The organism is Massilia timonae (assembly GCF_001866515.1).
GTDB classification, from domain to species: domain Bacteria; phylum Pseudomonadota; class Gammaproteobacteria; order Burkholderiales; family Burkholderiaceae_D; genus Telluria; species Telluria timonae.
Map to the genome: position 1 here is coordinate 3,091,068 of NZ_JRYB01000001.1, position 23,291 is coordinate 3,114,358.

A 23,291-nucleotide genomic window follows, 5' to 3' on the forward strand; every position below is an offset into this window, starting at 1 on the left:
ACACAGCAGGATCGGCCTGCAAACCGCAGGAACCGTCATTGCCGCTCGATCCATGCGTTGCTACCTTATTGATCCCAGGCGCGCCCCGGCGCTTGGTCAATTTAAGGGATAGATAAAATGAGCAAGAATGGACTCAAGGCGCTGTTGCGTCCGGAAGACAGCATCGTCGTTCTCATCGATCACCAGCCATTTCAGTTCGCCTGCTTGAAGAGCCATGAGCCGACCATGATCATGAATAACGTGGTCGGTCTGGCCAAGGCGGCGAAGGTATTCGATGTGCCGACGATCCTGACGACCGTGCTGGAAGAGCGTGGCGGTTACCTCATCAAGGAACTGCAGGCAGTCTTCCCTGAACAAAAGCCGATCGATCGCACCTTCATCAATACCTGGGAAGATGCGAAGGTGACCGACATCGTCAAGAAGAGCGGCCGCAAGCAGCTGGTGCTCGCGGGGCTGTACACCGAGATCTGCCTGGCGATGCCGGCGATCCAGGCCGCGGGCGAAGACTACGACGTGTTCGTCGTCACCGATGCATCCGGAGGGGTGAGCGAGGAAGCGCACGAGATGGCCGTACGGCGCATGGTCCAAGCCGGCTGCACGCCGATCACCTGGTTCGCCGTGGCGGCCGAATGGCAGCGCGATTATGCGCGCGAGAGCACGCTCGAGGGCGTGTCCAACCTCATTTACGAAAACGGCGGCGCCGCCTCGGTGGCCCTGTCGTGGGAAACGCAGTTGCTGGCAACCCGCGCCAGGAATTCGGCCTGACCGGGTTGTCGGGGACGGCCAGCAACTGGCCGTCCCCTGCGGCAAGACGACTCAGGCCGCCTTGGCCTGGGTCACGCGCCGCGTGATGTGCGCCAGCGCCGCATCGACCTGGTCGATCAGCACCAGGCACAGGTCGCCCTCGTTCAGGCGGTCGAGCGCGCGGTCGATGGCGACGAACTCGCCATTGATCTCTTCCACATGCCCGGTGCGGGTGGCGCCGGCCAGGCCGGCGCGCAGCAGCGCGATCACCTCGCCGTCGGCGCGGCCGCGCTGGCACTGGTCCTGGTACAGCAGCACGTCGTCGAAGGCCTTGCCGAGGATTTCGGTCTGCTGCCGGATGTCCTGGTCGCGGCGGTCGCCGGCGCCGCTGATCACCACCGAACGGCGCTTGGCCGGCATGCCTTCGACCGCATTGACCAGCGCCGCGATCGCGTCCGGATTGTGGCCATAGTCGGCGATCACGGTGGCGCCGCGGTAGTCGAACACATTGAAACGGCCCGGCGCGTTGTCGCTCTCGCCCACGAAGGTCTTCAGGCCCAGGCGGATCGCGTCCCACGAGGTGCCCACGCCCCAGGCGGCCGCCACCGACGCCATCACGTTCTCGACCTGGAAGCCCACCACGCCGCCACGGGTGATCGGCACTTCCTTCAGGTCGATGCGCTCCACGAAGCTGCCCTGCGCGGCGACCAGGTAGCCTTCCTCGACGAACACGACGCGGCGGCCCTGGGCGCGGTGCATCGCCATGATCGGGTTGCTCACGTCCTGGGCGAAGAAGGTGACTTCGCCGCGGGTCTTCTCGGCCATCGCCGCCACGGTCGGGTCGGCGGCGTTGAGCACCGCCATGCCGCCCACGGCCACGTTCTGGACGATCACGCGCTTGAGCACGGCCAGGTCTTCCAGCGTGGTGATGTAGTTCAGGCCCAGGTGGTCGCCGGCGCCGATATTGGTCACCACCGCAACCTGGCACTTGTCGAAGGCCAGGCCTTCGCGCAGCAGGCCGCCGCGCGCCGTCTCGAACACGGCGGCGTCGACGTCCGGGTGCAGCAGCACGTTGCGCGCGCTGCGCGGGCCGCTGCAGTCGCCGCTGTCGATGCGGCGGCCTTCGATGTAGACGCCGTCGGTGTTGGTCATGCCGGTGCGCAGGCCCGACGCGGTGAGCAGGTGCGCGATCAGGCGCACGGTGGTGGTCTTGCCGTTGGTGCCGGTCACGGCCACCACCGGGATGCGGCCGTCGTCGCCATCCTTGAACAGGGTGTCCATGATCGCTTCGCCGATCGCGCGCGGCTTGCCGAACGACGGCGCCAGGTGCATGCGCAGGCCCGGCGCGGCATTGACTTCGACGATGCCGCCGCCGACGTCTTCCATGGGTTTGAGCACGCTGTCGGCCACCAGGTCGACGCCGCAGATGTCCAGGCCGATCATGTGGGCGGCGGCGATCGCGCGCTCGGCCACTTCGGGATGGACGTCGTCGGTCACGTCGGTGGCGGTGCCGCCGGTCGACAGGTTGGCGTTGTTGCGCAGGACCACGCGCTGGCCCAGGGCCGGGACCGAGTCGGCGTTCATCCCTTGCTGCACCAGTGTGCCCAGGGCGATGTCGTCGAAACGGATCTTGGTCAGCGAGGTCGCGTGGCCGTCGCCGCGGCGCGGGTCGCGGTTCACTTCGTCGACCAGTTCGCGCACCGTGTGCTTCCCGTCGCCGATCACCTGCGGCGGTTCGCGCCGCGCGGCGGCCACCATCTTGTCGCCGACCACCAGCAGGCGGTAGTCGTGGCCCGGCAGGTAGCGCTCGACCAGGATGTCGTCGCGGAACTCGCTGGCCGCCCTGAACCCGGCGTCCAATTGCTCGCGGGTGGTGACGTTGACCGTCACGCCCTTGCCCTGGTTGCCGTCCTTCGGCTTGATCACGACCGGCAGGCCGATTTCCAGGGCGGCGGCCCAGGCATCAATCGGGTCGACCACGCTGCGGCCCTGCGGCACCGGCACGCCGGCCGCGTCGAGCAGTTTCTTGGTCAGTTCCTTGTCCTGGGCGATCGACTCGGCGATGGCGCCGGTGGCGTCGATCTCGGCGGCCTGGATGCGGCGCTGGCGGCTGCCCCAGCCGAACATCACCATGCTGCCTTCGGTCATGCGGCGAAACGGAATGTTGCGGGCCACGGCGGCCTGCACGATCGAGCCGGTCGATGGGCCCAGGCGCACGTCTTCGTCAAGATCGCGCAGCTGCTTGAGCGCGCCGGCCAGGTCGAACGGGGTGTCGTCGCGCGCCGACCCGATCAGCTGCTGCGCCAGGGCCAAAGCCAGGCGGCCGACGTCTTCCTCGCTGTATTCGACCACGACCTGGTAGATGCCGGGTTCCAGCGTGGCGGTGGTGCGGCTGAAGGTCACCGGGCAGCCGGCTTCGGCCTGCAGCGTCAGCGCCACCAGTTCCAGCACCTGCGCCAGCGGCACCGTGTCGTTATGTCCATAGGGTTGCAGGGCGCCCATCTGCGGGAAGCGCACGCGCAGGCGCGCTTCGAAACCGGCCAGAGCGTCGATCGATGCTTCCTCCGGCGTGCACGCCACGATCGCCTCGACCGAGGTGTGGTGGCTCCAGAGATTGGGGCCACGCAGGGCCCGTACGCGAGATACTTCCATAAACCGTCTTCCTTTATTAGGGATTACTTCTTCGGCGTCGCGTCGAAGGCGCGCAGTCCGCCGCACAGCAGGTCGCTCGGCACGCCGAGGGCCCATGCGGCCGCCACTGCCGCCAGCACGTTTTCCGGGTACTTCACGGTCGACGGCTTCATCGCCGACAGCGCGATCAGCGGCGTTTCCTGTTCGCCCGCGGCCAGCACGATGCGGCCGTCGCGCGCGAACACGACGCGTTCGCCGTTCTGGCGGTGCGCGGCCAGGATCGGGTTGGTTTCGTCGGCGGCGTAATAGATCACGCTGCCGTCGCACAGCTCGGCCAGGCCGGCGACTCGTTCGTCGGCCGCGTTCAGCACCGCCACGCCGTCCGGCAGGATCACGTCGACCTGGCTGCGGATCACGTTGCGCATCGCATCCTCGTCGCGCACGTAGAACTCGGCCACGTCCTCGATGCCGTTCATGTCGGTCACCACGCCGACCGTGCAGCGGTCGTAGGGCAGGCCTTCCTGCAGGATCGAGCGCGCGTTCGATTCGAACACCGCGGTTTGCACGTTGCGGTTGATCAGGATGCGCTGGGCCGCCTCGACGCCGGTCGAATCGCGGGTCGAGATGGCGCGCGCGTTCAGGTACAGGCCTTCGCCGTTGGCGACGCCGACTTCCTTGCGCGTGATGTTGACCAGGCAGCCGACCAGGCGCGTGATCAGGCTGCAGCCCTTCGAGCCGGTCACGCCGACCACCGGGATGCGCGCCGTTTCGCCCTCGGCGAACAGGTGGTCGACGATGTCCTTGCCGACGTTGCGCGCCGTGCCGCTGGCCGGCTTCATGTGGGCCAGCAGGCCCGGGCTGGCGTTGACTTCGATGACGGCGCCGCGCTGTTCCTCGAGCGGACGCGAGATGTCTTCGCACACCAGGTCGATGCCGGCGATGTCCAGGCCGACGATGCGCGCGGCCAGGGCGGCGGCGTGGGCGACGTCGGGGTGCACCAGGTCGGTCACGTCGTCGGCGACGTTGCCGTTCACCTGGATCAGCACTTTCTGGCCCTCGGGCGGAACCGAGTCGGGCGTGAGGCCCTGGCGCTGCAGCTGCAGCTGGTTCTCTTCGCTCTCGCGCGGCTTGACGGGGCTGAGCGGGAATTCCTCGCTCTCGCCGCGGCGCGGGTCGATGTTGATCTGGACGTCGCACAGCTCGGCCACGTTGCTCCGGCCGTCGCCCGTCACCCAGACCGACTCGCCACGCGCGGCAGCGACCACCTTGCGGCCGACCACCAGCAGGCGGTGTTCGTTGCCGGTGACGTAGCGCTCGACCAGCACGGACTTGCTCTCGCCTTCTTCGGAAGCGATCGTGTAGGCGGCCTTGACTTCGGCCTCGGTCATCAGGTTGAGCGACACGCCGCGGCCGTGGTTGGCGTCGATCGGTTTCACGACGACCGGCAGGCCGATGTCCTGGGCTTCTTCCCAAGCGTCTTCAGGGCTGCGCGCGATCGCGCCTTCCGGCACCGGCACGCCGCAGGAAGAGAGCAGGGACTTGGTCATGTCCTTGTCGCTGGCGATGCCTTCGGCGATCGCGCTGGTGCGGTCGGTTTCGGCGGTCCAGATGCGGCGCTGGGCCGCGCCATAGCCGAGCTGCACCAGGTTGCCGTCGGTCAGGCGAATGGAGGGAATGCGGCGATCGGTGGCGGCGTCCACGATGTGGGCGGTGGACGGACCCAGGCAGTGACGGTCGACCATGTCGGTCAGGCGCGCGACTTCACTGGAAAGGTCGAACGGCTCGTCGTTGATCGCGGCCATCATCAGGCGGTGGGCGACGTCGAGCGCGGCGCGGCCGACCGTTTCATCACGGGTGCGGAAGGCCATCTTGTAGATGGCGTGCTCGCCGGTCGAACGGGTCTTGCCGAAGCCGGTCTTCATGCCGGCCAGGTTCTGCACCTCGAGCACGATGTGTTCGAGGATGTGGCCGGCCCAGGTGCCGTCACGCAGGCGCTCCAGGAAGCCGCCGCGGTAGCCGAGCCCGCAGTGGTGCTCGACCAGTCCGGGCAGCCAGGTGCTCAAGCGCTCGGTGAAGCCGGGAAGAAGGTTCGAGGGATAGTCTTCCAGCTCGCCGATGTCGAGCCAGGCCTCGAGGACCGGACGGTAGGTCCAGATGTTCGGTCCACGCAGGTAGCTCACGCGCAGGAATTTGATGTCATTCTTCTTGGTCATGTAATCACTTTTGCCACCTGGCGCCTCTCTCGCGCTGGCGACTTGTCCTTGTCTGCCCGACTTCCAAAACGGTGCCGAAGGCGGCCGCGACCCGCCGAATACAGGTACACTTGCCGGCCTGCTGCGCCGCAACATTCCTACTAACACGTTTCTCGTGTCATCCAAACGATACGCACAAACGTTCTAGCGCTCTGTGGAGCGTTTCACGCAACGGCGTAACGACGGTCCTTGTGCATCGCCGGTCCGGCGCCATGTCCACCCTTAGAGAACAAAAGCCTGTTATCGGGCGCAATACATGACAACTCAACAACCTGCTATTCCACCGTCGCTTGCGGTAGCCGCCAGTTCCGTACCTGAACGGTGGCAAAGTGACGTCGCGAAACAGCTTGCACCAGGGGAAAACGTTTTAAGCAGCGTGGAGGTTGACCTCGACGCGAAATTACATTTTTCAAAAGGCCTGTTGCTGGTGACCAATCGCCGCCTGCTGGCGCGCGCGCCGGGCGAGACCGCGTGGCGCGACTGGCCGCACCGCGCCGGCACCGCGCTGCGCCACCATGACCACGCCGGCGTCGGGCATCTCGAGCTGGTCGACGAAGGCGGGTTGCTGGCTGCCTGGCGCTTTACCCTGGGCCAGAACCTGCACGCGATCCGCGTCGCCGACCAGTTCCGCGACCAGGTCCATAGCGTGGCCACGGGCGTGCCCGTGCTGCCGCCAGATCAGCACACTTGTCCAAGTTGCAAGGCGCCGCTCGAGCCGGACCAGGAAGACTGCCCGATCTGCGAAAAAGTGCTGCATACGCCGCCATCGACCTGGACCTTGCTGCGCCTGTGGCGCTTCGCCAAGCCCTATAAAGGGCAGCTGCTGCTGGGCTTCCTGCTGATGCTGGGCTCGACCGGCGCGCACATGATCCCGCCATACCTCACGATGCCGCTGATGGACAATGTCCTGATCCCGTACCAGAACGGGCAGGCGATTGACACCAGTCTTGTCTATTTATACATGGGCGGCCTGTTCGGCGCCGCACTGCTGGCGTGGCTGCTGGGCTGGGCCAAGACCTATGTGCTGGCGCTGGCGTCCGAGCGCATCGGCGCCGACCTGCGCTCGACCACCTATGAACACCTGATGCGGTTGTCGCTGGAATTCTTCGGCGGCAAGCGCACCGGCGACCTGATGGCGCGCATCGGCAGCGGTTCGGACCGGATCTGCGTCTTCCTGTCGCTGCACCTGCTCGACTTCCTGTCGGACGTCCTGATGATCATCATGACGGGCCTCATCTTGTTCACCATCAATCCGTGGCTCGCCGTGGTGACCTTGCTGCCGCTGCCGTTCATTGCCTGGATGATCCACATCGTGCGCGACAAGCTGCGCACCGGCTTCGAAAAGATCGACCGCGTCTGGGGCGAGGTGACCAATGTGCTGGCCGACACCATCCCCGGCATCCGGGTGGTGAAAGCCTTCGCCCAGGAAAAGCGCGAGGCGGCCCGCTTCCGCGAAGCCAACAAGCACAATCTGGCGGTCAACGACAAGCTGAACCGGGTGTGGTCGCTGTTCTCGCCCACCGTGTCCTTCCTGACCGAACTGGGCTTGCTCGTGATCTGGTGCTTCGGCATCTGGCAGGTGTCGCGCGGCGACATCACGGTCGGCACGCTGTCGGCCTTCATCGCCTACAGCGGCCGTTTCTACGTGCGCCTGGATTCGATGAGCCGCATCGTGTCGGTGACGCAAAAGTCGGCCTCGGCCGCCAAGCGCATCTTCGACATCCTCGACCACGTCTCGAGCGTGCCGGACCCGGTCAATCCGGTGAAGGTCGACAAGATCGAGGGCAATATCGAGCTGCGCGAAGTCGGTTTCCGTTACGGCAACCGCGCGGTCAACCGCGGCATCTCGCTGAAAATCAAGGCTGGCGAGATGGTGGGCCTGGTCGGCCACAGCGGTTCGGGCAAGAGCACGCTGGTCAACCTGATCTGCCGCTTCTACGACGTGGCCGAAGGCGCGATCCTGCTCGACGGCCAGGACATCCGCTCGTTCGCGGTGGCCGATTATCGCCGCAACATCGGCCTGGTGCTGCAGGAGCCGTTCCTGTTCTTCGGCACGATCGCAGAGAATATCGCCTATGGCAAACCGAACGCCACGCGCGAAGAGATCATCGCGTCGGCGCGCGCTGCCCACGCCCACGAATTCATCCTGCGCCTGCCGCAGGGCTACGATTCGATGGTCGGCGAGCGCGGCCAGGGCCTGTCGGGCGGCGAGCGCCAGCGCATCTCGATCGCGCGCGCGCTGTTGATCGATCCGCCGATCCTGATCCTGGACGAAGCGACCTCGTCGGTGGACTCGGAAACCGAAAAGGAAATCCAGAAGGCGCTCGACAACCTGGTGCAGGGCCGCACCACGATCGCCATCGCGCACCGACTGTCGACCCTGCACCGGGCCGACCGCCTCGTGGTGCTGGACCGCGGCGTGGTGGTCGAGGAAGGCAGCCACGACGAGCTGATGGCGCGCGAAGGCGCTTACCACCGCCTCTACGAAGCGCAGGCGCGCAACGTGGACCAGGACCTGGACGACAAGGACGCATAAATGACATCGACTACGTTGAATACGGCCTTCCAGCTGCGCCGCGACAGCTTTGGCAAACTCATTATTACCTTGGAAAACGGCGAGGAATGGGTCGGCGTGACGCCGGTGCGCGCCTTCCCGATCCAGGCGCCGACCAGGGGTATCTCGCTGGTGCGCGACGGCGGCAAGGAAGTCGCCTGGATCGACGACCTGGCCGACATGCCGGACACGATCCGCACTCTGATCCGCGAGGAAATCGAAGGCCGCGAGTTCATTCCCGAGATCCTTGCCATCAAGGACGTCTCGAGCTTCGCCACGCCCTGCACCTGGTTCGTGAAAACCGATCGCGGCGACACCGAGTTCGTGCTGAAGGTGGACGAGGACATCCGACGCATCGGCGAAGCGTCGCTGCTGGTGGCGGACAACCACGGCATCAACTTCCTGGTGCGCGATATGTTCAAGATCGACAAGCACAGCCGCAAGATCCTGGATCGCTTCCTGTGAACCTGTATTGAACCGGGCGCTGGACAGTTCGACTATCCAGCGTTCGGCCACCCACATACCCGCGTTGACGATCCGGCTACAGTCTCCTCATCGGCCACATGGCCATGCTCTCAGGAGAAGACAATGGATTCCATCAACCGCAACCAACCCGAAGAAAACCGCCGCGACCTGGCCGGCGTGGACGCGATCGAGCGCATCAAGGACATGATCGACGACGCCGATTCGTGCTTCTTTTGCACCGGCAATGGCCAGGGCCCGAGCCGCGGCGTGCGCCCGATGAGCGTGCGCGAGACCGACGACGCCGGCGCCATCTGGTTCCTCAGCAGCGTCGACAGCCACAAGAACCAGGAATTGCAGGCCAATCCGAGCGTCAAGCTGTTCTTCCAGTCGGGCAAGCATTCCGGCTTCCTGGAACTGGACGGCCACGCCGAGATCTCGCAAGACAAGGCGCGCATCAAGCAATTGTGGAACTCGATGCTCAAGACCTGGTTCACCGAGGGCGAGGACGATCCGCGCATCACCGTCATCAAGATCACGCCCAAGTCAGGCTATTACTGGGACAACAAGCATGGCGATGCGGTGGCCGGCGTCAAGGTCGCGGTCGGCGCGGTGATCGGCAAGACGCTCGACGATTCGATCGAAGGTACACTGTCCTTCTAATATAAGGAGGAGGGCGGGTGCATTTCATCCTGGCGACGATCGGCTCGGCCGGCGACCTGTTTCCCTTCCTCTGGATCGGCCGCGCACTGCGCGAGCGCGGCAACCGGGTCGATTTCCTCGGCCCGCAGCAGCATGCGCAGTATGTCAAGGCGGCCGGACTCACTTTCCACGGCTTGCCGGCCGATATGGCCGTGCTCGACCATCCCGACTTGTGGCACGCCACCCGCGGCCTGGCCGTGGTGTGGGAAGCGACGCGGCCGGCGATGGCGCAGCTGCCGCCGGTGGTCGAGGCGCTTGCCCGCAAACAGCCGAACGAGCGGCGCGTGCTGCTGGTGCATCCGCTGGCCTTGCCGGAAGCCGACCTGTGCCGCCATGCCTGTCCTGGCCTGAAGATCGCGGCGGCCTGGCTGGCGCCTTCCAACCTGCCGACCGTGCACGATCCGCTGCTGCTCGGTCCCTGGCCGGTGCCCAGCTGGGTGCCGCATGGCGCGCGCCGCTGGCTGTGGCGTGCGCTGGCGGCGCGCTTCCTCGACCCGGTGGCGCTGCCCAGCCTGAACACGGCGCGCGTGGAGCGGGGCTTGCCGCAAGTCGACAGCATGGTCGATACCATCCCGTCCATCCCCGACCTGTCGCTGGCCCTGTTCCCCGACTGGTTCGCCGCGCCGCCGCCGGACTGGCCCCGGCCGCTCTACCAGGCCGGCTTCCCGCTCTACGACCCGGACCCGAATGCCGCGCCGAGCGTCGAGCTGCGCGCTTTTCTGGACGGCGGCGCGCCGCCGGTCGTGTTCACGCCCGGCACCGGCAACCGCCAGGCGCGCGGCTATTTCGAGGCGGCGGCGCAGGCGGTGACCCAGCTCGGCCTGCGCGCGGTGTTCCTGACGCCGCACATCGAACAGTTGCCGGCCCCGCTAGCGCCCAATATCTGCTGGCAGGAGTACGTCCCGCTCAAAGCCTTGCTGCCCCACGTGGCAGCCCTGGTCCATCACGGCGGCATCGGCACCACGGCCGAAGCCTTGCGCGCGGGCACGCCGCAACTGGTCGTGCCGCTGGCCCACGACCAGTTCGACAATGCGGCCCGGGTGGTGGCGATGGGCGCCGGCGCCAGCCTGCATGCGGCGCGCGTCACGCCGGAGCGTATGGCGCATGTCTTGCAAAAGGTGGTGGGGAATACGCAGGTCGCGGCGCAGAGCGCCGCGCTCGCCGCGCGCTTCGCGGGGCAGGGCGGGGTCGATGGGGTCTGTGCGCGCCTGGAAACCCTGGCTTGACCGCATTGTTGGCAAGCGCACCGACGTCGGGCGATGGCAGGCGTCCAATGAGGCATTCTCGATCATGCCGGAGGGCAGATGCCCAACAAAACTTCCAACAAGAAAAAAAACATGGCCGAAGACGGCTACGTCCACGTGCGCGGCGCGCGCGAACACAATCTGAAGAACGTCGACCTCGACATCCCGCGCGGACAGCTGGTGGTGTTTACCGGGGTCTCCGGCTCGGGCAAGTCGTCGCTGGCCTTCGGCACCCTGTACGCCGAAGCCCAGCGGCGCTACCTGGAATCGGTCTCGCCCTATGCGCGCCGCCTGTTCCACCAGATGCCGGTGCCCGAGGTCGACGAGATCGAGGGCTTGCCGCCGGCCGTCGCCCTGCAGCAGCAGCGCGGCACGCCGACCGCGCGCTCCTCGGTCGGCAGCGTCAGCACCCTGAGCAATTCGCTGCGCATGCTGTATTCGCGCGCCGGCGACTATCCGCAAGGGCAGGAGCTGCTGTATGCCGAATCGTTCTCGCCGAATACCCCGCAGGGCGCCTGCCCGCGCTGCTCGGGCCTGGGCCGCATCTACGACGTGACCGAACAGTCGATGGTGCCGGACGACAGCCTTACCATCCGCGAGCGGGCGATCGCCGCCTGGCCGCCGGCCTGGCATGGCCAGAACCTGCGCGACATCCTGGTCACCCTCGGTTACGACGTCGACACCCCATGGCGCGAGCTGCCGAAGAAGGACCGCGACTGGATCCTGTACACGGACGAGAACCCGACGGTGCCGGTGTACGCCGGCCTGAGCCCGAAGGAAACGAAGGCGGCATTGAAGCGCAAGGACACGCCCAGTTACCAGGGCACCTTCACCGGCGTGCGGCGCTACGTGATGCAGACCTTCGCCAATACCGAAAGCGCCTCGATGAAGAAGCGCGTGGCGCGCTACATGGTCAGCACCGCCTGCCCGGAATGCGAAGGCAAGCGCCTGCGGCGCGAATCGCTGTCGGTCACCTTCGCCGGCCACGACATCGCCGAGATCTCGCGCCTGCCGCTGGCGCGCCTGGCCGAGCTGCTCCAGCCCTACGCACAGGGCAAGGACAAGGATGACGGCCACCTGCACAACGAGCAGCTGATCGTGCGCCGCCGCATCGCCGCCGACCTGGCGGCGCGCCTGGAAGTGCTGCTGGCGCTGGGCCTGGGCTACCTGGCGCTGGAGCGCAGCACGCCGACCCTGTCGCCGGGCGAGTTGCAGCGCCTGCGCCTGGCGACGCAGGTGCGATCAAGCCTGTTCGGCGTGGTCTACGTGCTGGACGAGCCATCGAGCGGCCTGCATCCGGCCGACACCGAAGCCCTGCTCGACGCGCTGGCCCAGCTGAAGGCGGCCGGCAACTCGCTGTTCGTGGTCGAACACGCGCTGGACGTGATCCGGCAGGCCGACTGGCTGGTCGACGTCGGCCCGCTGGCCGGCGAGCGTGGCGGCCAGGTGTTATACAGCGGCGTGCCGGACGGGCTGCGCAAGATCGAGAAGTCGCAGACCCGGCGCTACCTGTTCGGCGAAGCGCCGCCGCCGCAGCGCACGCCGCGCGAACCGAGCGGCTGGCTGACGCTCGCGGGCATCCACCGCAACAACCTGAACGACCTGGAAGTCGCCTTCCCGCTCGGCGTGCTGACCAGCGTGACCGGCGTGTCCGGTTCCGGCAAGTCGAGCCTGGTGAGCCAGGTGCTGGTCGAACTGGTGGGCCAGGCCCTGGGCCAGGGCGGGGCGGCGCAGGACGAGCAGCCGGACGAGCCGGATCTGGAACGCGACGAGGAACTGCCGCTCGAGGGCCGCATCGTGTCCGGCATGGAGGGCGTGCGGCGCCTGGTGCGGGTCGACCAGAAACCGATCGGCCGCACGCCGCGCTCGAACCTGGCGACCTACACCGGCCTGTTCGACCAGGTGAGGAAGCTGTTTGCCGCCACCAAGGTTGCGAAGAAGCGCCGCTATGACGCCGGCCGCTTCTCGTTCAACGTCGCCAAGGGGCGCTGCGAGCATTGCGCCGGCGAAGGTTTCGTGATGGTCGAGCTGCTGTTCCTGCCCAGCGTCTATGCGCCGTGCCCGACCTGCGAGGGGGCGCGCTACAACGCCGAGACGCTGGAGGTGACGTATCGCGGCAAGAACATCGCCGAGGTGCTGGGCATGACGGTGGGCGAAGCGATCGACTTCTTCAAGGACGAACCACTGGTCGAGCGCTCGCTGGAAGTGCTGAACGAGGTCGGCCTGGACTACCTGCGCCTGGGCCAGCCGGCCACGGAACTCTCCGGCGGCGAAGCGCAGCGCATCAAGCTGGCCTCCGAACTGCAGCGCGCCACGCGCGGCAATGCCCTGTATGTACTGGACGAGCCGACCACCGGCCTGCACCCGGTCGACGCCGACCGCCTGATGGTGCAATTGAACCGCCTGGTCGATGCCGGCAACACCGTGATCGTGGTCGAGCACACGATGCGGGTGGTGGCCGGCAGCGATTGGGTGATCGACGTCGGCCCCGGCGCCGGCGACGAAGGCGGTTCGGTGGTGGCGTCCGGTCCACCCCAGGAAGTCGCACGCAACAAGAAAAGTCGCACTGCGCGCTACCTGGCTGCGCAGATAATTTAATGAGAGTAATAGAAACCGGCGAGCCGAGCGGTGCGCCGGTTTTGTGTGCATTTTGATAAGATCGTTCCTTCGCCAGCCGGGACGCGCTTGCGCACGACCGTGCCGCTTTCGTGTGCGCGAAATTTCACGTTTGCGTTACACTTAGGATATTTTTTTTCTAACAGAACAACAGGCATGGCCGGTCCAACCATCGAAAACAGCGAGTTTCGCCGCATTCTCACCCGTAACGTCGCGCTGCCGCTGGGCATGAGTATTGTTAGCGCGATCGTGTTTGTGGGCATCATCGCCTACCTGATCAACAGCCTGACCTGGGTCGAGCATTCCCAGAAAGTCATCGGCGGCGCCCATGAAATCCGCAAGCTGTCGGCCGAGATGGAATCGGGCATGCGCGGCTACCTGCTGGCGGGCGACGAGGAATTTCTTTCTCCCTACGTCCTGTCCAGGCAGCGCATGGCGTCCAGCCTGGAGTCGCTGGGCGAACTGGTCGAGGATAACCTCGCCCAGGCCGAGCGGCTGACCCGCATCACCCAGATCCAGAAGCAATGGGAAGCCTTCGCCCAGGAGATGATCGATCGCCGCCGGGCCAATGACGTCAGCTATCTCGATGCCGTGAGAAGCGGCCGCGGCAAGGCGCTGACCGACGAGATGCGCCGCAACTTCGACCTGGTGCTGGCCTCCGAGATGCGCCTGCTGCAGGAACGCAGCGATTCGGCGCGCACCACCACGTTCTGGTCGGTGGCGGCCTTCCTGCTCCTGTCCGCGATCGTCGGCGGCAGCCTGGCCGCCTTCGGCCGGCGCCAGCTGGTGCGCCTGTCCGACACCTATAACGAGGTGCTGCGGCACGAGGCCGAGCACAACGACAAGCTGCGCCACCAGGACTGGCTGCGCACCGGCCAGAACGAACTCAATGTGCGCAGCGCCGGCCAGATCAACCTGGAGCCGCTGGCCGAGGCCGTGCTGCCCTACGTGGTCAAATACCTCGACGGCGTGATCGGCGCCATGTACGTGCGCAGCGACGACGGCGCGATGCGCCGCATCGGCGCCTATGGTTTCAAGCATACGGACACCGAGCGCGCCGAGATCATCGCGCCGGGCGCCACGCTGGCCAGCAAGGCCGCCGAAGAGAACCGCCTGATGGTGCTCGACCAGCTGCCGCCCGACTACATCAAGGTCAGTTCGAGCCTGGGCGACACGCCGCCGCGCGCCGTGGTCATCGCGCCGTTCCACAACCACGGCAAGGTCAAGGGCGTGTTCGAGATCGCTTTCCTGCGTCCGGTGGAGCAGCGCGACCGCGAATTCCTGGGCTTCATCGCGCAATCGGTCGGCGCCGCCATGGCCGCGGTGCTGTACCGCCAGCGCCTGCAGGACGCGCTGGAAGAGAGCCAGACCCTGAACGAGGAATTGCAGGTGCAGCAGGAAGAGCTGCGCACCGCCAACGAAGAGCTGGAAGAACAGTCGCGCGCGCTGGAAGAGTCGCAGTCGGCGCTGGAAAACCAGCAGGCCGAGCTGCGCACCACCAACGACCAGCTGGCCGAGCAGGCGCTGAACCTGGACATGAAGAACTCGGCCCTGCAATCGGCCCAGGAGCAGCTGCACCAGCGCGCGGTCGAACTCGAAAGCGCGAGCCGCTACAAGTCCGAATTCCTGGCCAATATGTCGCACGAGCTGCGCACGCCGCTGAACAGCTCCCTGATCCTGGCCAAGCTGTTGGCCGACAACACCAGCGGCAACCTGTCCGACGAACAGGTGCGCTTCGCCCAGACGATCTACTCGGCCGGCAACGACCTGCTGCAGCTGATCAACGACATCCTCGACATCTCGAAAGTCGAGGCGGGCAAGCTGGAACTGGTGCCGGAAGACGTGCCGGTGCGGCGCGTGGTCGAGGGCCTGGCGCGCACCTTCGAGCCGCTGGCGCGCCAGAAGCAGCTCGAGTTCAGGATCGCCGTCGAGCCGGGCGTGCCGGCCAGCCTGCACACCGACCGCCAGCGCATGGAGCAGATCCTCAAGAACCTGCTGTCGAATGCGGTGAAGTTCACCGAGGTCGGCGCGGTCAGCCTGTCGGTGTCGACCACGCCCGAGGGCGACATCGCCTTCCGCGTGCAGGACACCGGCATCGGCATCGCGCCCGACCAGCAGGACAAGATCTTCGACGCCTTCCACCAGGCCGACGGCACCACCAGCCGCCGCTTCGGCGGCACCGGCCTGGGCCTGTCGATCACGCGCGACCTGACCCGCCTGCTGGGCGGCAGCGTGGCCGTGTCGAGCGCGCCGAACGAGGGCAGCGTGTTCACCCTGGTCCTGCCGCGCGGGATCCCGGCGGTGCCGGCGCCGGCCGAGCTGCCGGTCGCCTCGGCCCCGCTGCCGCATTACGCGCCGGCGCCGGCGCCGAGCGCTCCGGCGTCCGCCGCGCCCGCGGCCAGCCTTGAGCCGGTCAACAGCTTCCCGGACGACCGCGACAAGCCGGCCGACGGCCGCCGCACCGTGCTGGTGGTGGAGGACGAGGCACCGTTCGCGCGCATCCTGTACGACCTGGCGCGCGAACTCGATTATCGCTGCCTGGTGGCGATGAGCGCCGACGAGGGCCTGGCGCTGGCCGTCAGCCAGCGTCCGGACGCCGTGCTGCTGGACGTGCGGCTGCCGGACCGCTCGGGCCTGACCGTGCTGCAGCAACTGAAGGACAATCCGTCGACCCGCCACATTCCGGTGCACGTCATCTCGAGCATCGAGAACGGCGGCGAAGCGCTGCACCTGGGCGCCATCGGCTATGCATTGAAGCCGACCAGCCGCGAAGAGCTGGAGGACGTGTTCCGCAAGCTGCAGGAGAAATCGAGCCAGAAGATCAAGCGCGTGCTGCTGGTCGAGGACGACGAGCGCCAGCGCGAGAGCGTGGTGGCCCTGATCGCCGACGACGACGTCGAGATCGCGGCCGTGGGCACCGCCAGCGAGGCGCTCACGCACCTGAAGAACGAAGTCTTCGACTGCATGATCATCGACCTCAAGCTGCCCGACATGCAGGGCGGCGAGCTGCTCGAGCGCATGTCGCATGAAGAGCTGTGCTCGTTCCCGCCGGTGATCGTGTACACCGGCCGCAACCTCACGCGCGACGAAGAGGCCGAACTGCTGCGCTATTCGCGCTCGATCATCATCAAGGGCGCGCGCTCGCCGGAGCGCCTGCTGGACGAAGTGACGCTGTTCCTGCACAAGGTGGAGTCCGAGCTGTCGACCGAGCGCCAGAGCATGCTCAAGGCGGTGCGCGGACGCGACCGCGTGTTCGAAGGCCGCACCATCCTGCTGGTCGACGACGACGTGCGCAATGTGTTCGCCTTGACCTCCGCGCTGGAGCAGCGCGGGGCGAAGATCGAAGTTGGCCGGAATGGATTCGAAGCGATTGCGAAACTGGATGAAGTGCCGGGGATCGACCTGGTGCTGATGGATATCATGATGCCGGGCATGGATGGCCTGGAAGCGACGCGCCGCATTCGCGCCGACGGCCGCTTCGACCGCCTGCCGATCATCGCCATCACCGCCAAGGCCATGAAGGACGACCAGGAGCAGTGCCTGGCCGCCGGCGCCAACGATTACCTGGCCAAACCGATTGACCTCTCCCGCCTGTACTCGCTGTTGCGGGTCTGGATGCCTACCCTGGAGCGAATTTGAGCCAACCCCCGAGCGACTTCGACATCGAGCTGCGGATGCTCGTCGAAGCCGTCTACCTGAAGTACAACTACGATTTCCGCGACTACACCGGCGCTTCGCAGAAGCGCCGGGTGCTGGTCGCCATGCGCGAGATGGAATGCGACACGGTGTCGGAACTGCAGTCGAAGGTGCTGCACGAGCCGAACGGTTTCGCCCAGTTGTTGCAATACCTGACGATCCCCGTCACCGAGATGTTCCGCGACCCGGAGTACTTCCTGGCGGTGCGCGAGCAGGTGGCGCCTTTCCTCAAGACCTACCCGTCGCTCAAGATCTGGGTGGCCGGCTGCAGCACCGGCGAGGAGGTGTATTCGCTGGCCATCCTGCTCAAGGAAGAGGGCCTGCTCGAGCGCAGCATCATCTATGCGACCGACATCAATCCCGAGTCGCTGGAAGCGGCGCGGCGCGGCGTGTTCCCGCTGGAGCGCATGCGCTTGTACACCGAGAACTACCAGAAGTCCGGCGGGAAGGCCGCGTTCTCGGACTATTACACGGCCGCCTATGGCGGCGCGCTGTTCGAGCGCAGCCTGATGGACAACGTGACCTTCGCCGACCACAGCCTGTCGACCGACAGCGTGTTCTCGGAAACCCACTTCGTCAGCTGCCGCAACGTGCTGATCTACTTTAACCGGCGCCTGCAGGACCGCGTGCTCGGGCTGTTCCACGACTCGCTGTGCCACCGCGGCTTCCTGGGCCTGGGCAGCAAGGAAAGCATCGACTTTTCCAGCTACGCCGACCGCTTCGAGGCGCTGGCCAAGCGCGAGCGCCTGTTCCGCAAGGTGTCGCCATGAGCCCCGCACAGCAACTGGCCGCGGCCATGGGTGCGCGCCGGATCGAGATGGTCGTCATCGGCGGCTCGGCCGGCGGCGTCGACGCGCTGGTCGGCCTGGTGCCGGCGCTGCCGGCCGGGTTCGGCCCGGCCGTGACCTGCATCCTGCACGTGCCGCCGGACCGCGAAAGCCGCCTGGCCGAGCTGTTCGCCCTGCGCGCGGTGCTGCCGGTGCGCGAAGCGCAGGACAAGGAACCGATCCAGCCCGGCACCGTATATTTCGCCGGTTCCGGCTACCACCTGTCGATAGAACAGGACCGCAGCTTTTCGCTCAGCTGCGAGCCGCCGGTGCAGTTCGCCCGGCCGGCGATCGATATACTGATGGAATCCGCCGCCGACGTGTATGGTCCGGCGTTGGCGGGTATACTGTTGACCGGCGCCAATTACGACGGCGCCGACGGCATGTGCCGCATCCGCGAGCGCGGCGGCCTGACCATCGTCCAAGACCCTGAAGAAGCACAAGCCAGTACGATGCCCGAAGAGGCGATCCGGCGCTGTGCCCCGCACCTGGTGCTGCCGCTGGCCGGCATCCGCGCCGTGCTGCCCCTGTTGGAGACCCCATGAACCAGGACCCAAGCAAGATACTGATCGTCGACGACCTGCCGGAAAACCTGCAGGCGCTCGAGGCGCTGCTGCGCCATGACCAGCGCGTCATCTACCAGGCGGGGTCCGGCGAACAGGCGCTGGCGCTGCTGCTCGAGCACGAGTTCGCGCTGGCCATCCTCGACGTGCAGATGCCGGGCATGGACGGCTTCGAGCTGGCCGAGGTGATGCGCTCGACCACCCGCACCCGCCACATTCCGATCGTGTTCGTCTCGGCTGCCGGGCGCGAACTCGATTACGCCTTCAAGGGCTACGAGAGCGGGGCGGTCGACTTCATGTACAAGCCGCTCGACGCCGACGCGGTGCGCAGCAAGGTCAACGTCTTCGTGGCGCTCGACCAGCAGCGGCGCGAGACGCGGCGCCAGATGCTGGCGCTGGAGCAGAGCCGGCAAGAGCAAGAGGTGCTGCTGCGCGAGCTGAACCAGACCCAGCAGGAGCTGCAGCGCTCGCTGCGCATGCGCGACGAATTCATGTCGCTGGTGGCGCACGAGCTGCGTACGCCGCTCAACACGCTGTTCCTGGAAACGCAGATGCGCAGCCTGCAGCTCAAGCGCGGCAACACGGCCGCCTTCGGCGCCCAGCAGATGGAAGCGATGATCCAGCGCGACGAGCGCCAGATCAAGTCGATGATCCGGCTGATCGACGACATGCTCGACGTCTCGCGCATGCGCAGCGGCAAGCTGTCGATCCGCCCGGCCCAGGTCGAGCTGATGAACCTGCTGGAACGGGTGGTCAGCGACCTGTCGCTGCAGGCCGCCACCACCGGCAGTTCGCTGACCCTGCGCCCGCACGACGGCGTGACCGGCTGCTGGGACGAATTCCGCGTCGAGCAGGTGATCGTCAACCTGTTGACCAACGCGCTGCGCTATGGCTGCGGCCAGCCGGTCGAGGTCAGCGTCGAGCGCAGCGGCGACATGGTGCGGATCGACGTGCGCGACCAGGGCAAGGGCATCGCTTCGTCCGACCTGGAACGCATCTTCGAGCCTTACGAACGGGGCGCCCGCAACGGCGAGCCGAAAGGCCTGGGCCTGGGCCTGTACATCTCGCGCCAGCTGGCCATCTCGCACGGCGGCGAACTGCGCGTGACGAGCAAGCCCGGCGAAGGTTCGGTGTTCAGCCTGGTGCTGCCGTGCACCGACGTCCCGGTGTGCGCCGAAGCCGACGTTTGATCCATCCATAGGCGGGTGCATGTGGCGTCCTGGAGAGACGCCGGTTGCACCCGCTTGCCATTTACGACACACTGTCCGGGTTTGCTTCGAGCCTTCCTATATGAGGACGGCAACACCGCACTTGACTGATAGCCAAAATCAATCAAGAATATCGAATCAATCAATTTCACAAACGACGAGCAGGGCGGTAAACTGCTTGTCATACGTTTCATCAACCCCCAAACAGGAGATTACATGTCCCTCATTAACACCCAGATCAAGCCGTTCAAAGCAACCGCTTACCACAACGGCAAGTTCATCGACCTGACCGAAGAGAACTTCAAGGGTACCTGGTCGGTGGTGATGTTCTACCCGGCAGACTTCACCTTCGTCTGCCCAACCGAACTGGAAGATCTGGCCGCATTCCAGCCGGAATTCGAAAAGCTGGGCGTCAATGTGTACGGCGTCTCGACCGACAGCCACTTCGCTCACAAGGCATGGCACGACACCTCGGACGCGATCAAGAAAGTGAACTACCCGCTGATCGGCGACCCAACCGGCGTCCTGTCGCGTAACTTCGAAGTCATGATCGAAGAAGAAGGCATGGCACTGCGCGGCACCTTCGTGATCAACCCGGAAGGCCAGATCAAGATCATGGAAGTGCACGACAACGGCATCGGCCGCGACGCTTCGGAACTGATGCGCAAAGTCAAGGCAGCCCAGTACGTCGCTTCGCACCCAGGCGAAGTCTGCCCAGCCAAGTGGACCGAAGGCGCAGAAACCCTGACCCCGTCGCTGGACCTGGTCGGCAAGATCTAAGCAATACCTGTAGTTAAGTAGCACCCGTGAACGGGCCGCTGCGGCGGCCCGTTGCACGCCCGGTCTGTGCAAGTTAAGTGAAATAAACAAAGGAAAAACATCATGCTGGACGCAACCCTCAAGAAACAGTTGCAAGCCTATCTGGAAAAAGTGGTGCAGCCGATTGAGCTGGTTGCATCGCTGGATGATTCGCCAAAATCGCGCGAAATGGACGAGCTGCTGAACGAGATCGCAGCCCTGTCCGACAAGATCACCGTGCGTCAGGAAGCCAACGAGCGTACCCCGTCGTTCGCGATCAACCGCGTCGGCACCGATATCGGCGTGCGCTTCGCCGGCATCCCGCTGGGCCACGAATTCACCTCGCTGGTGCTGGCCCTGCTGCACGTCGGCGGCCACACCATCAAGCTGGAACAAGCCGTCATCGACCAGATCGCAGCCCTGGACGGCGATTACGTTTTCGAGACCTACATCTCGCTGTCGTGCCATAACTGCCCGGAAGTCGTGCAGGCACTGAACACGATGTCGGTCATCAACCCGCGCATCAAGGTCGTGACGATCGATGGCGGCGTCTTCAAGAAGGAAGTGGAAGACAAGCAGATCCTGGCCGTGCCGATGATGTTCCTGAACGGCCAGCATTTCGGCCAGGGCCGCACCAACGTCGAAGAGATCCTGTCGAAGATCGACGTCAAGGGCGGTGAGCGCAAGGCTGCTGAACTGAGCCAGAAAGACCCATTCGACGTGCTGATCGTCGGCGGCGGCCCCGCCGGCGCGGCAGCCGCGATCTACGCCGCTCGCAAGGGCATCCGTACCGGCGTGCTGGCCGACCGCTTCGGCGGCCAGGTGCTGGACACCCTCGCGATCGAGAACTTCGTGTCGCTGAAGGCCACCGACGGTCCGAAATTCGCCGTCGCCCTGGAAGAACACGTCAAGGAATATGACGTCGACATCATGAACACCCAGCGCGCCAGCAAGCTGGTGGGCGGCAAGATGATCGAAGTGCATACCGAGAGCGGCGCGGTGCTCAAGTCGAAGACCGTGATCGTGGCGACCGGCGCGCGCTGGCGCGAGATCAACGTGCCGGGCGAGAAGGAGTACAAGAACCACGGCGTGGCGTACTGCCCGCACTGCGACGGTCCGCTGTTCAAGGGCAAGCGTGTGTCGGTGATCGGCGGCGGCAACTCCGGCGTCGAGGCGGCGATCGACCTGGCGGGCATCGTCAAGGAAGTGACCCTGATCGAATACGGCAATGAACTGCGCGCCGATGCGGTCCTGCAGCGCAAGCTTTACTCGCTGCCGAACGTCAAGGTGATCAAGTCGGCCCAGACCACCGAGATCCACGGTGACGGCAAGATCGTCAACGGCCTGAGCTACAAGGACCGCAATACCGGCGAACTGCACAAGCTGGACCTGGAAGGCGTGTTCGTGCAGATCGGCCTGGTGCCGAACGCCGAATGGCTCAAGGGTACGATCGACCTGTCGGCGCACGGCGAGATCGAAGTCGATGCCCGCGGCCACACTTCGCTGCCGGGCGTGTTCGCCGCCGGCGACGTGACCACGGTGCCGTTCAAGCAGATCGTGATCGCCGTGGGCGAGGGCGCCAAGGCATCGCTGGCCGCTTTTGACCACCTGATCCGTCTGCCGGTGGAAGAGGAAGAGCAGAAAGCTGCTTGACGAATGATGGCGGGCTTCACGGCCCGCCACTGCAGAAACACAAACGCCGCCTCCCTGTGGGACGCGGCGTTTTTTTAGGCGCTGTACTCGTTAGATATGGATGAGCATTGAACTGTTGAGCTGACTCGCGGTCCAATCCCGGTCGCATCGATCGGGGAGCGCGCCATGCAAGCGCCGAAGTTCGAGAAGCTGTTTGCCCAGCTGGCGCTGCTGAACCAGCCGCAACGCCAGCAAGTGCTGGCGGCACTGCATCCTGCAGCCGGGCTCGACAGGGTGATCGCCCTCATCGGCGAGATCCGCTCGAGCGCGAGGCGCTGTCCTCGTTGCGCCTGCGAGCGTTGCCACCGGCATGGCCAGGCCAACGACTTGCAGCGCTTTCGCTGTCGTGCATGCTGCCGCACCTTCAACGACCTGACCGGCACGCCGCTGGCGCGGCTCAGGCACAAGAGCAAGTGGCTCGACTATCTGGAAACGGTGCTCGACTCCCGCACAGTCCGCGCCGCGGCCAAGCGTGTCGGCGTGCACCGCAACACGACCTTCCGCTGGCGTCACCGCTTCCTCGACCGGGTCAAGGACGACCGGCCCGAGCGCCTGGTCGGCATCGTCGAGGCCGACGAAATGTACCTGCTCGAATCGCAAAAGGGTGCCCGCAAGCTCGATCGCCAGTCGCGCAAGCGCGGCGGCAGGGCTGCCCTGCGCGGCATTTCGCATCACCTCGACTGCATCCTGGTGGCGCGCGACCGCAGCGGCCAGACCATCGACGCCGTCACCGGCCGCGGCGCCCTGAAGGTGGCCCAGCTGGTGAAACACCTGCTGCCGAAACTCGATTCGCAGGCGCTGCTGGTCACCGACGCCAACGCCGTCTACTCCGCCTTCGCCCGTGCCCATGGTATCGCACACCAGGCTGTCAATCTCAGTGTCGGGGAACGAGTCCGCAACGGCACCGAGGGCGCCATCCACGTTCAAAACGTCAACGCCTATCACCGACGGTTCAAGGAATGGCTGGCGCGCTTTCATGGCGTGGCGTCACGCTGGCTGCCCAATTATCTGGGCTGGCAGTGGGCGCTCGATGGCGGGCGAGTCACTTCTGTCGAGCAACTACTGCGTATTGCATTCGGGGTCATCAACAGATAACGATGACAGCGCCTTTTTTTATGCTGCCCGTTGCGGCTATATTTCGCCCCGCACTTTCAACCGGTCATTTCTGCCACTGGCAGAAATGACTTCCCGCCCTCGCCGGGCGCCTTGGCGGGAATCCAAGTCTGACGCGTACCGCAGCGGCGTGATGATGTGGCTGTACAGGCAAGCTTAGGTTCCCGCCAAGGCGCCCGGCGAGGGCGG

General features: G+C 65.8%; 15 protein-coding genes. 13 read left to right on the forward strand and 2 right to left on the reverse strand.

Features of this window, described 5'->3' with window-relative positions; all coding sequences use genetic code 11:
• The first annotated feature begins 117 nt into the window (after positions 1-117).
• Entirely contained in the window at positions 118-765 is a 648-nt protein-coding gene (locus tag LO55_RS13300; protein WP_071361817.1) for a hydrolase, read from the forward strand.
• A 51-nt stretch (positions 766-816) separates the two neighbouring features.
• Here LO55_RS13300 and cphA read toward each other — a convergent pair whose 3' ends face one another.
• Both cphA and LO55_RS13310 read right to left on the reverse strand, forming a co-directional pair.
• Entirely contained in the window at positions 817-3,396 is a 2,580-nt protein-coding gene (cphA, locus tag LO55_RS13305; RefSeq protein WP_071361818.1) for a cyanophycin synthetase, read from the reverse strand.
• A 23-nt stretch (positions 3,397-3,419) separates the two neighbouring features.
• On the reverse strand, positions 3,420-5,588 hold the full coding sequence (locus LO55_RS13310; RefSeq protein WP_071361819.1) for a cyanophycin synthetase: 2,169 nt from the start codon (positions 5,586-5,588) through the stop codon (positions 3,420-3,422).
• 295 nt (positions 5,589-5,883) lie between these two features.
• Between LO55_RS13310 and LO55_RS13315 the strand changes: the two genes are divergently transcribed.
• The 12 genes from LO55_RS13315 (at position 5,884) to LO55_RS13370 (ending at position 23,084) form a co-directional block, all read left to right on the forward strand.
• Positions 5,884-8,163 carry a cyanophycin metabolism-associated ABC transporter gene (locus LO55_RS13315; RefSeq protein ID WP_083415320.1) on the forward strand — a complete coding sequence of 760 codons (2,280 nt, stop codon included), beginning with the start codon at positions 5,884-5,886 and terminating at the stop codon, positions 8,161-8,163.
• On the forward strand, positions 8,164-8,646 hold the full coding sequence (locus LO55_RS13320; protein WP_177185522.1) for a cyanophycin metabolism-associated DUF1854 family protein: 483 nt from the start codon (positions 8,164-8,166) through the stop codon (positions 8,644-8,646).
• A 123-nt stretch (positions 8,647-8,769) separates the two neighbouring features.
• Positions 8,770-9,306: a pyridoxamine 5'-phosphate oxidase family protein gene (locus LO55_RS13325; protein WP_071361821.1), complete on the forward strand. Its 537-nt coding sequence runs from the start codon at positions 8,770-8,772 to the stop codon at positions 9,304-9,306.
• A gap of 17 nt (positions 9,307-9,323) precedes the next feature.
• Positions 9,324-10,571 carry a glycosyltransferase gene (locus tag LO55_RS13330; RefSeq protein WP_071361822.1) on the forward strand — a complete coding sequence of 416 codons (1,248 nt, stop codon included), beginning with the start codon at positions 9,324-9,326 and terminating at the stop codon, positions 10,569-10,571.
• Between the two features lie 78 nt (positions 10,572-10,649).
• Positions 10,650-13,187, forward strand: a complete 2,538-nt coding sequence (uvrA, locus tag LO55_RS13335; RefSeq protein WP_071361823.1) for an excinuclease ABC subunit UvrA — start codon at positions 10,650-10,652, stop codon at positions 13,185-13,187.
• 174 nt (positions 13,188-13,361) lie between these two features.
• Positions 13,362-16,844 (forward strand): response regulator, encoded by a 3,483-nt coding sequence (locus LO55_RS13340; RefSeq protein WP_071361824.1) that lies wholly within the window; start codon positions 13,362-13,364, stop codon positions 16,842-16,844.
• 35 nt (positions 16,845-16,879) lie between these two features.
• The gene (locus LO55_RS13345; protein ID WP_051205044.1) at positions 16,880-17,671 is read left to right on the forward strand and encodes a CheR family methyltransferase; all 792 of its coding nucleotides are present in this window, start codon (positions 16,880-16,882) and stop codon (positions 17,669-17,671) included.
• Complete coding sequence (locus LO55_RS13350) at positions 17,668-18,273, forward strand: chemotaxis protein CheB (protein ID WP_071361825.1); 606 nt, start codon at positions 17,668-17,670, stop codon at positions 18,271-18,273. The genes LO55_RS13345 and LO55_RS13350 overlap by 4 nt, the downstream gene beginning before the upstream one ends.
• On the forward strand, positions 18,270-19,481 hold the full coding sequence (locus tag LO55_RS13355) for a hybrid sensor histidine kinase/response regulator (RefSeq protein ID WP_071361826.1): 1,212 nt from the start codon (positions 18,270-18,272) through the stop codon (positions 19,479-19,481). The genes LO55_RS13350 and LO55_RS13355 overlap by 4 nt, the downstream gene beginning before the upstream one ends.
• Before the next feature lie 234 nt (positions 19,482-19,715).
• Positions 19,716-20,279, forward strand: a complete 564-nt coding sequence (gene ahpC / locus LO55_RS13360) for an alkyl hydroperoxide reductase subunit C (RefSeq protein ID WP_005662712.1) — start codon at positions 19,716-19,718, stop codon at positions 20,277-20,279.
• 102 nt (positions 20,280-20,381) lie between these two features.
• Entirely contained in the window at positions 20,382-21,950 is a 1,569-nt protein-coding gene (ahpF, locus tag LO55_RS13365) for an alkyl hydroperoxide reductase subunit F (RefSeq protein ID WP_005662711.1), read from the forward strand.
• Between the two features lie 165 nt (positions 21,951-22,115).
• Positions 22,116-23,084: an IS1595 family transposase gene (locus LO55_RS13370; protein ID WP_071361827.1), complete on the forward strand. Its 969-nt coding sequence runs from the start codon at positions 22,116-22,118 to the stop codon at positions 23,082-23,084.
• Positions 23,085-23,291: the final 207 nt, after the last annotated feature.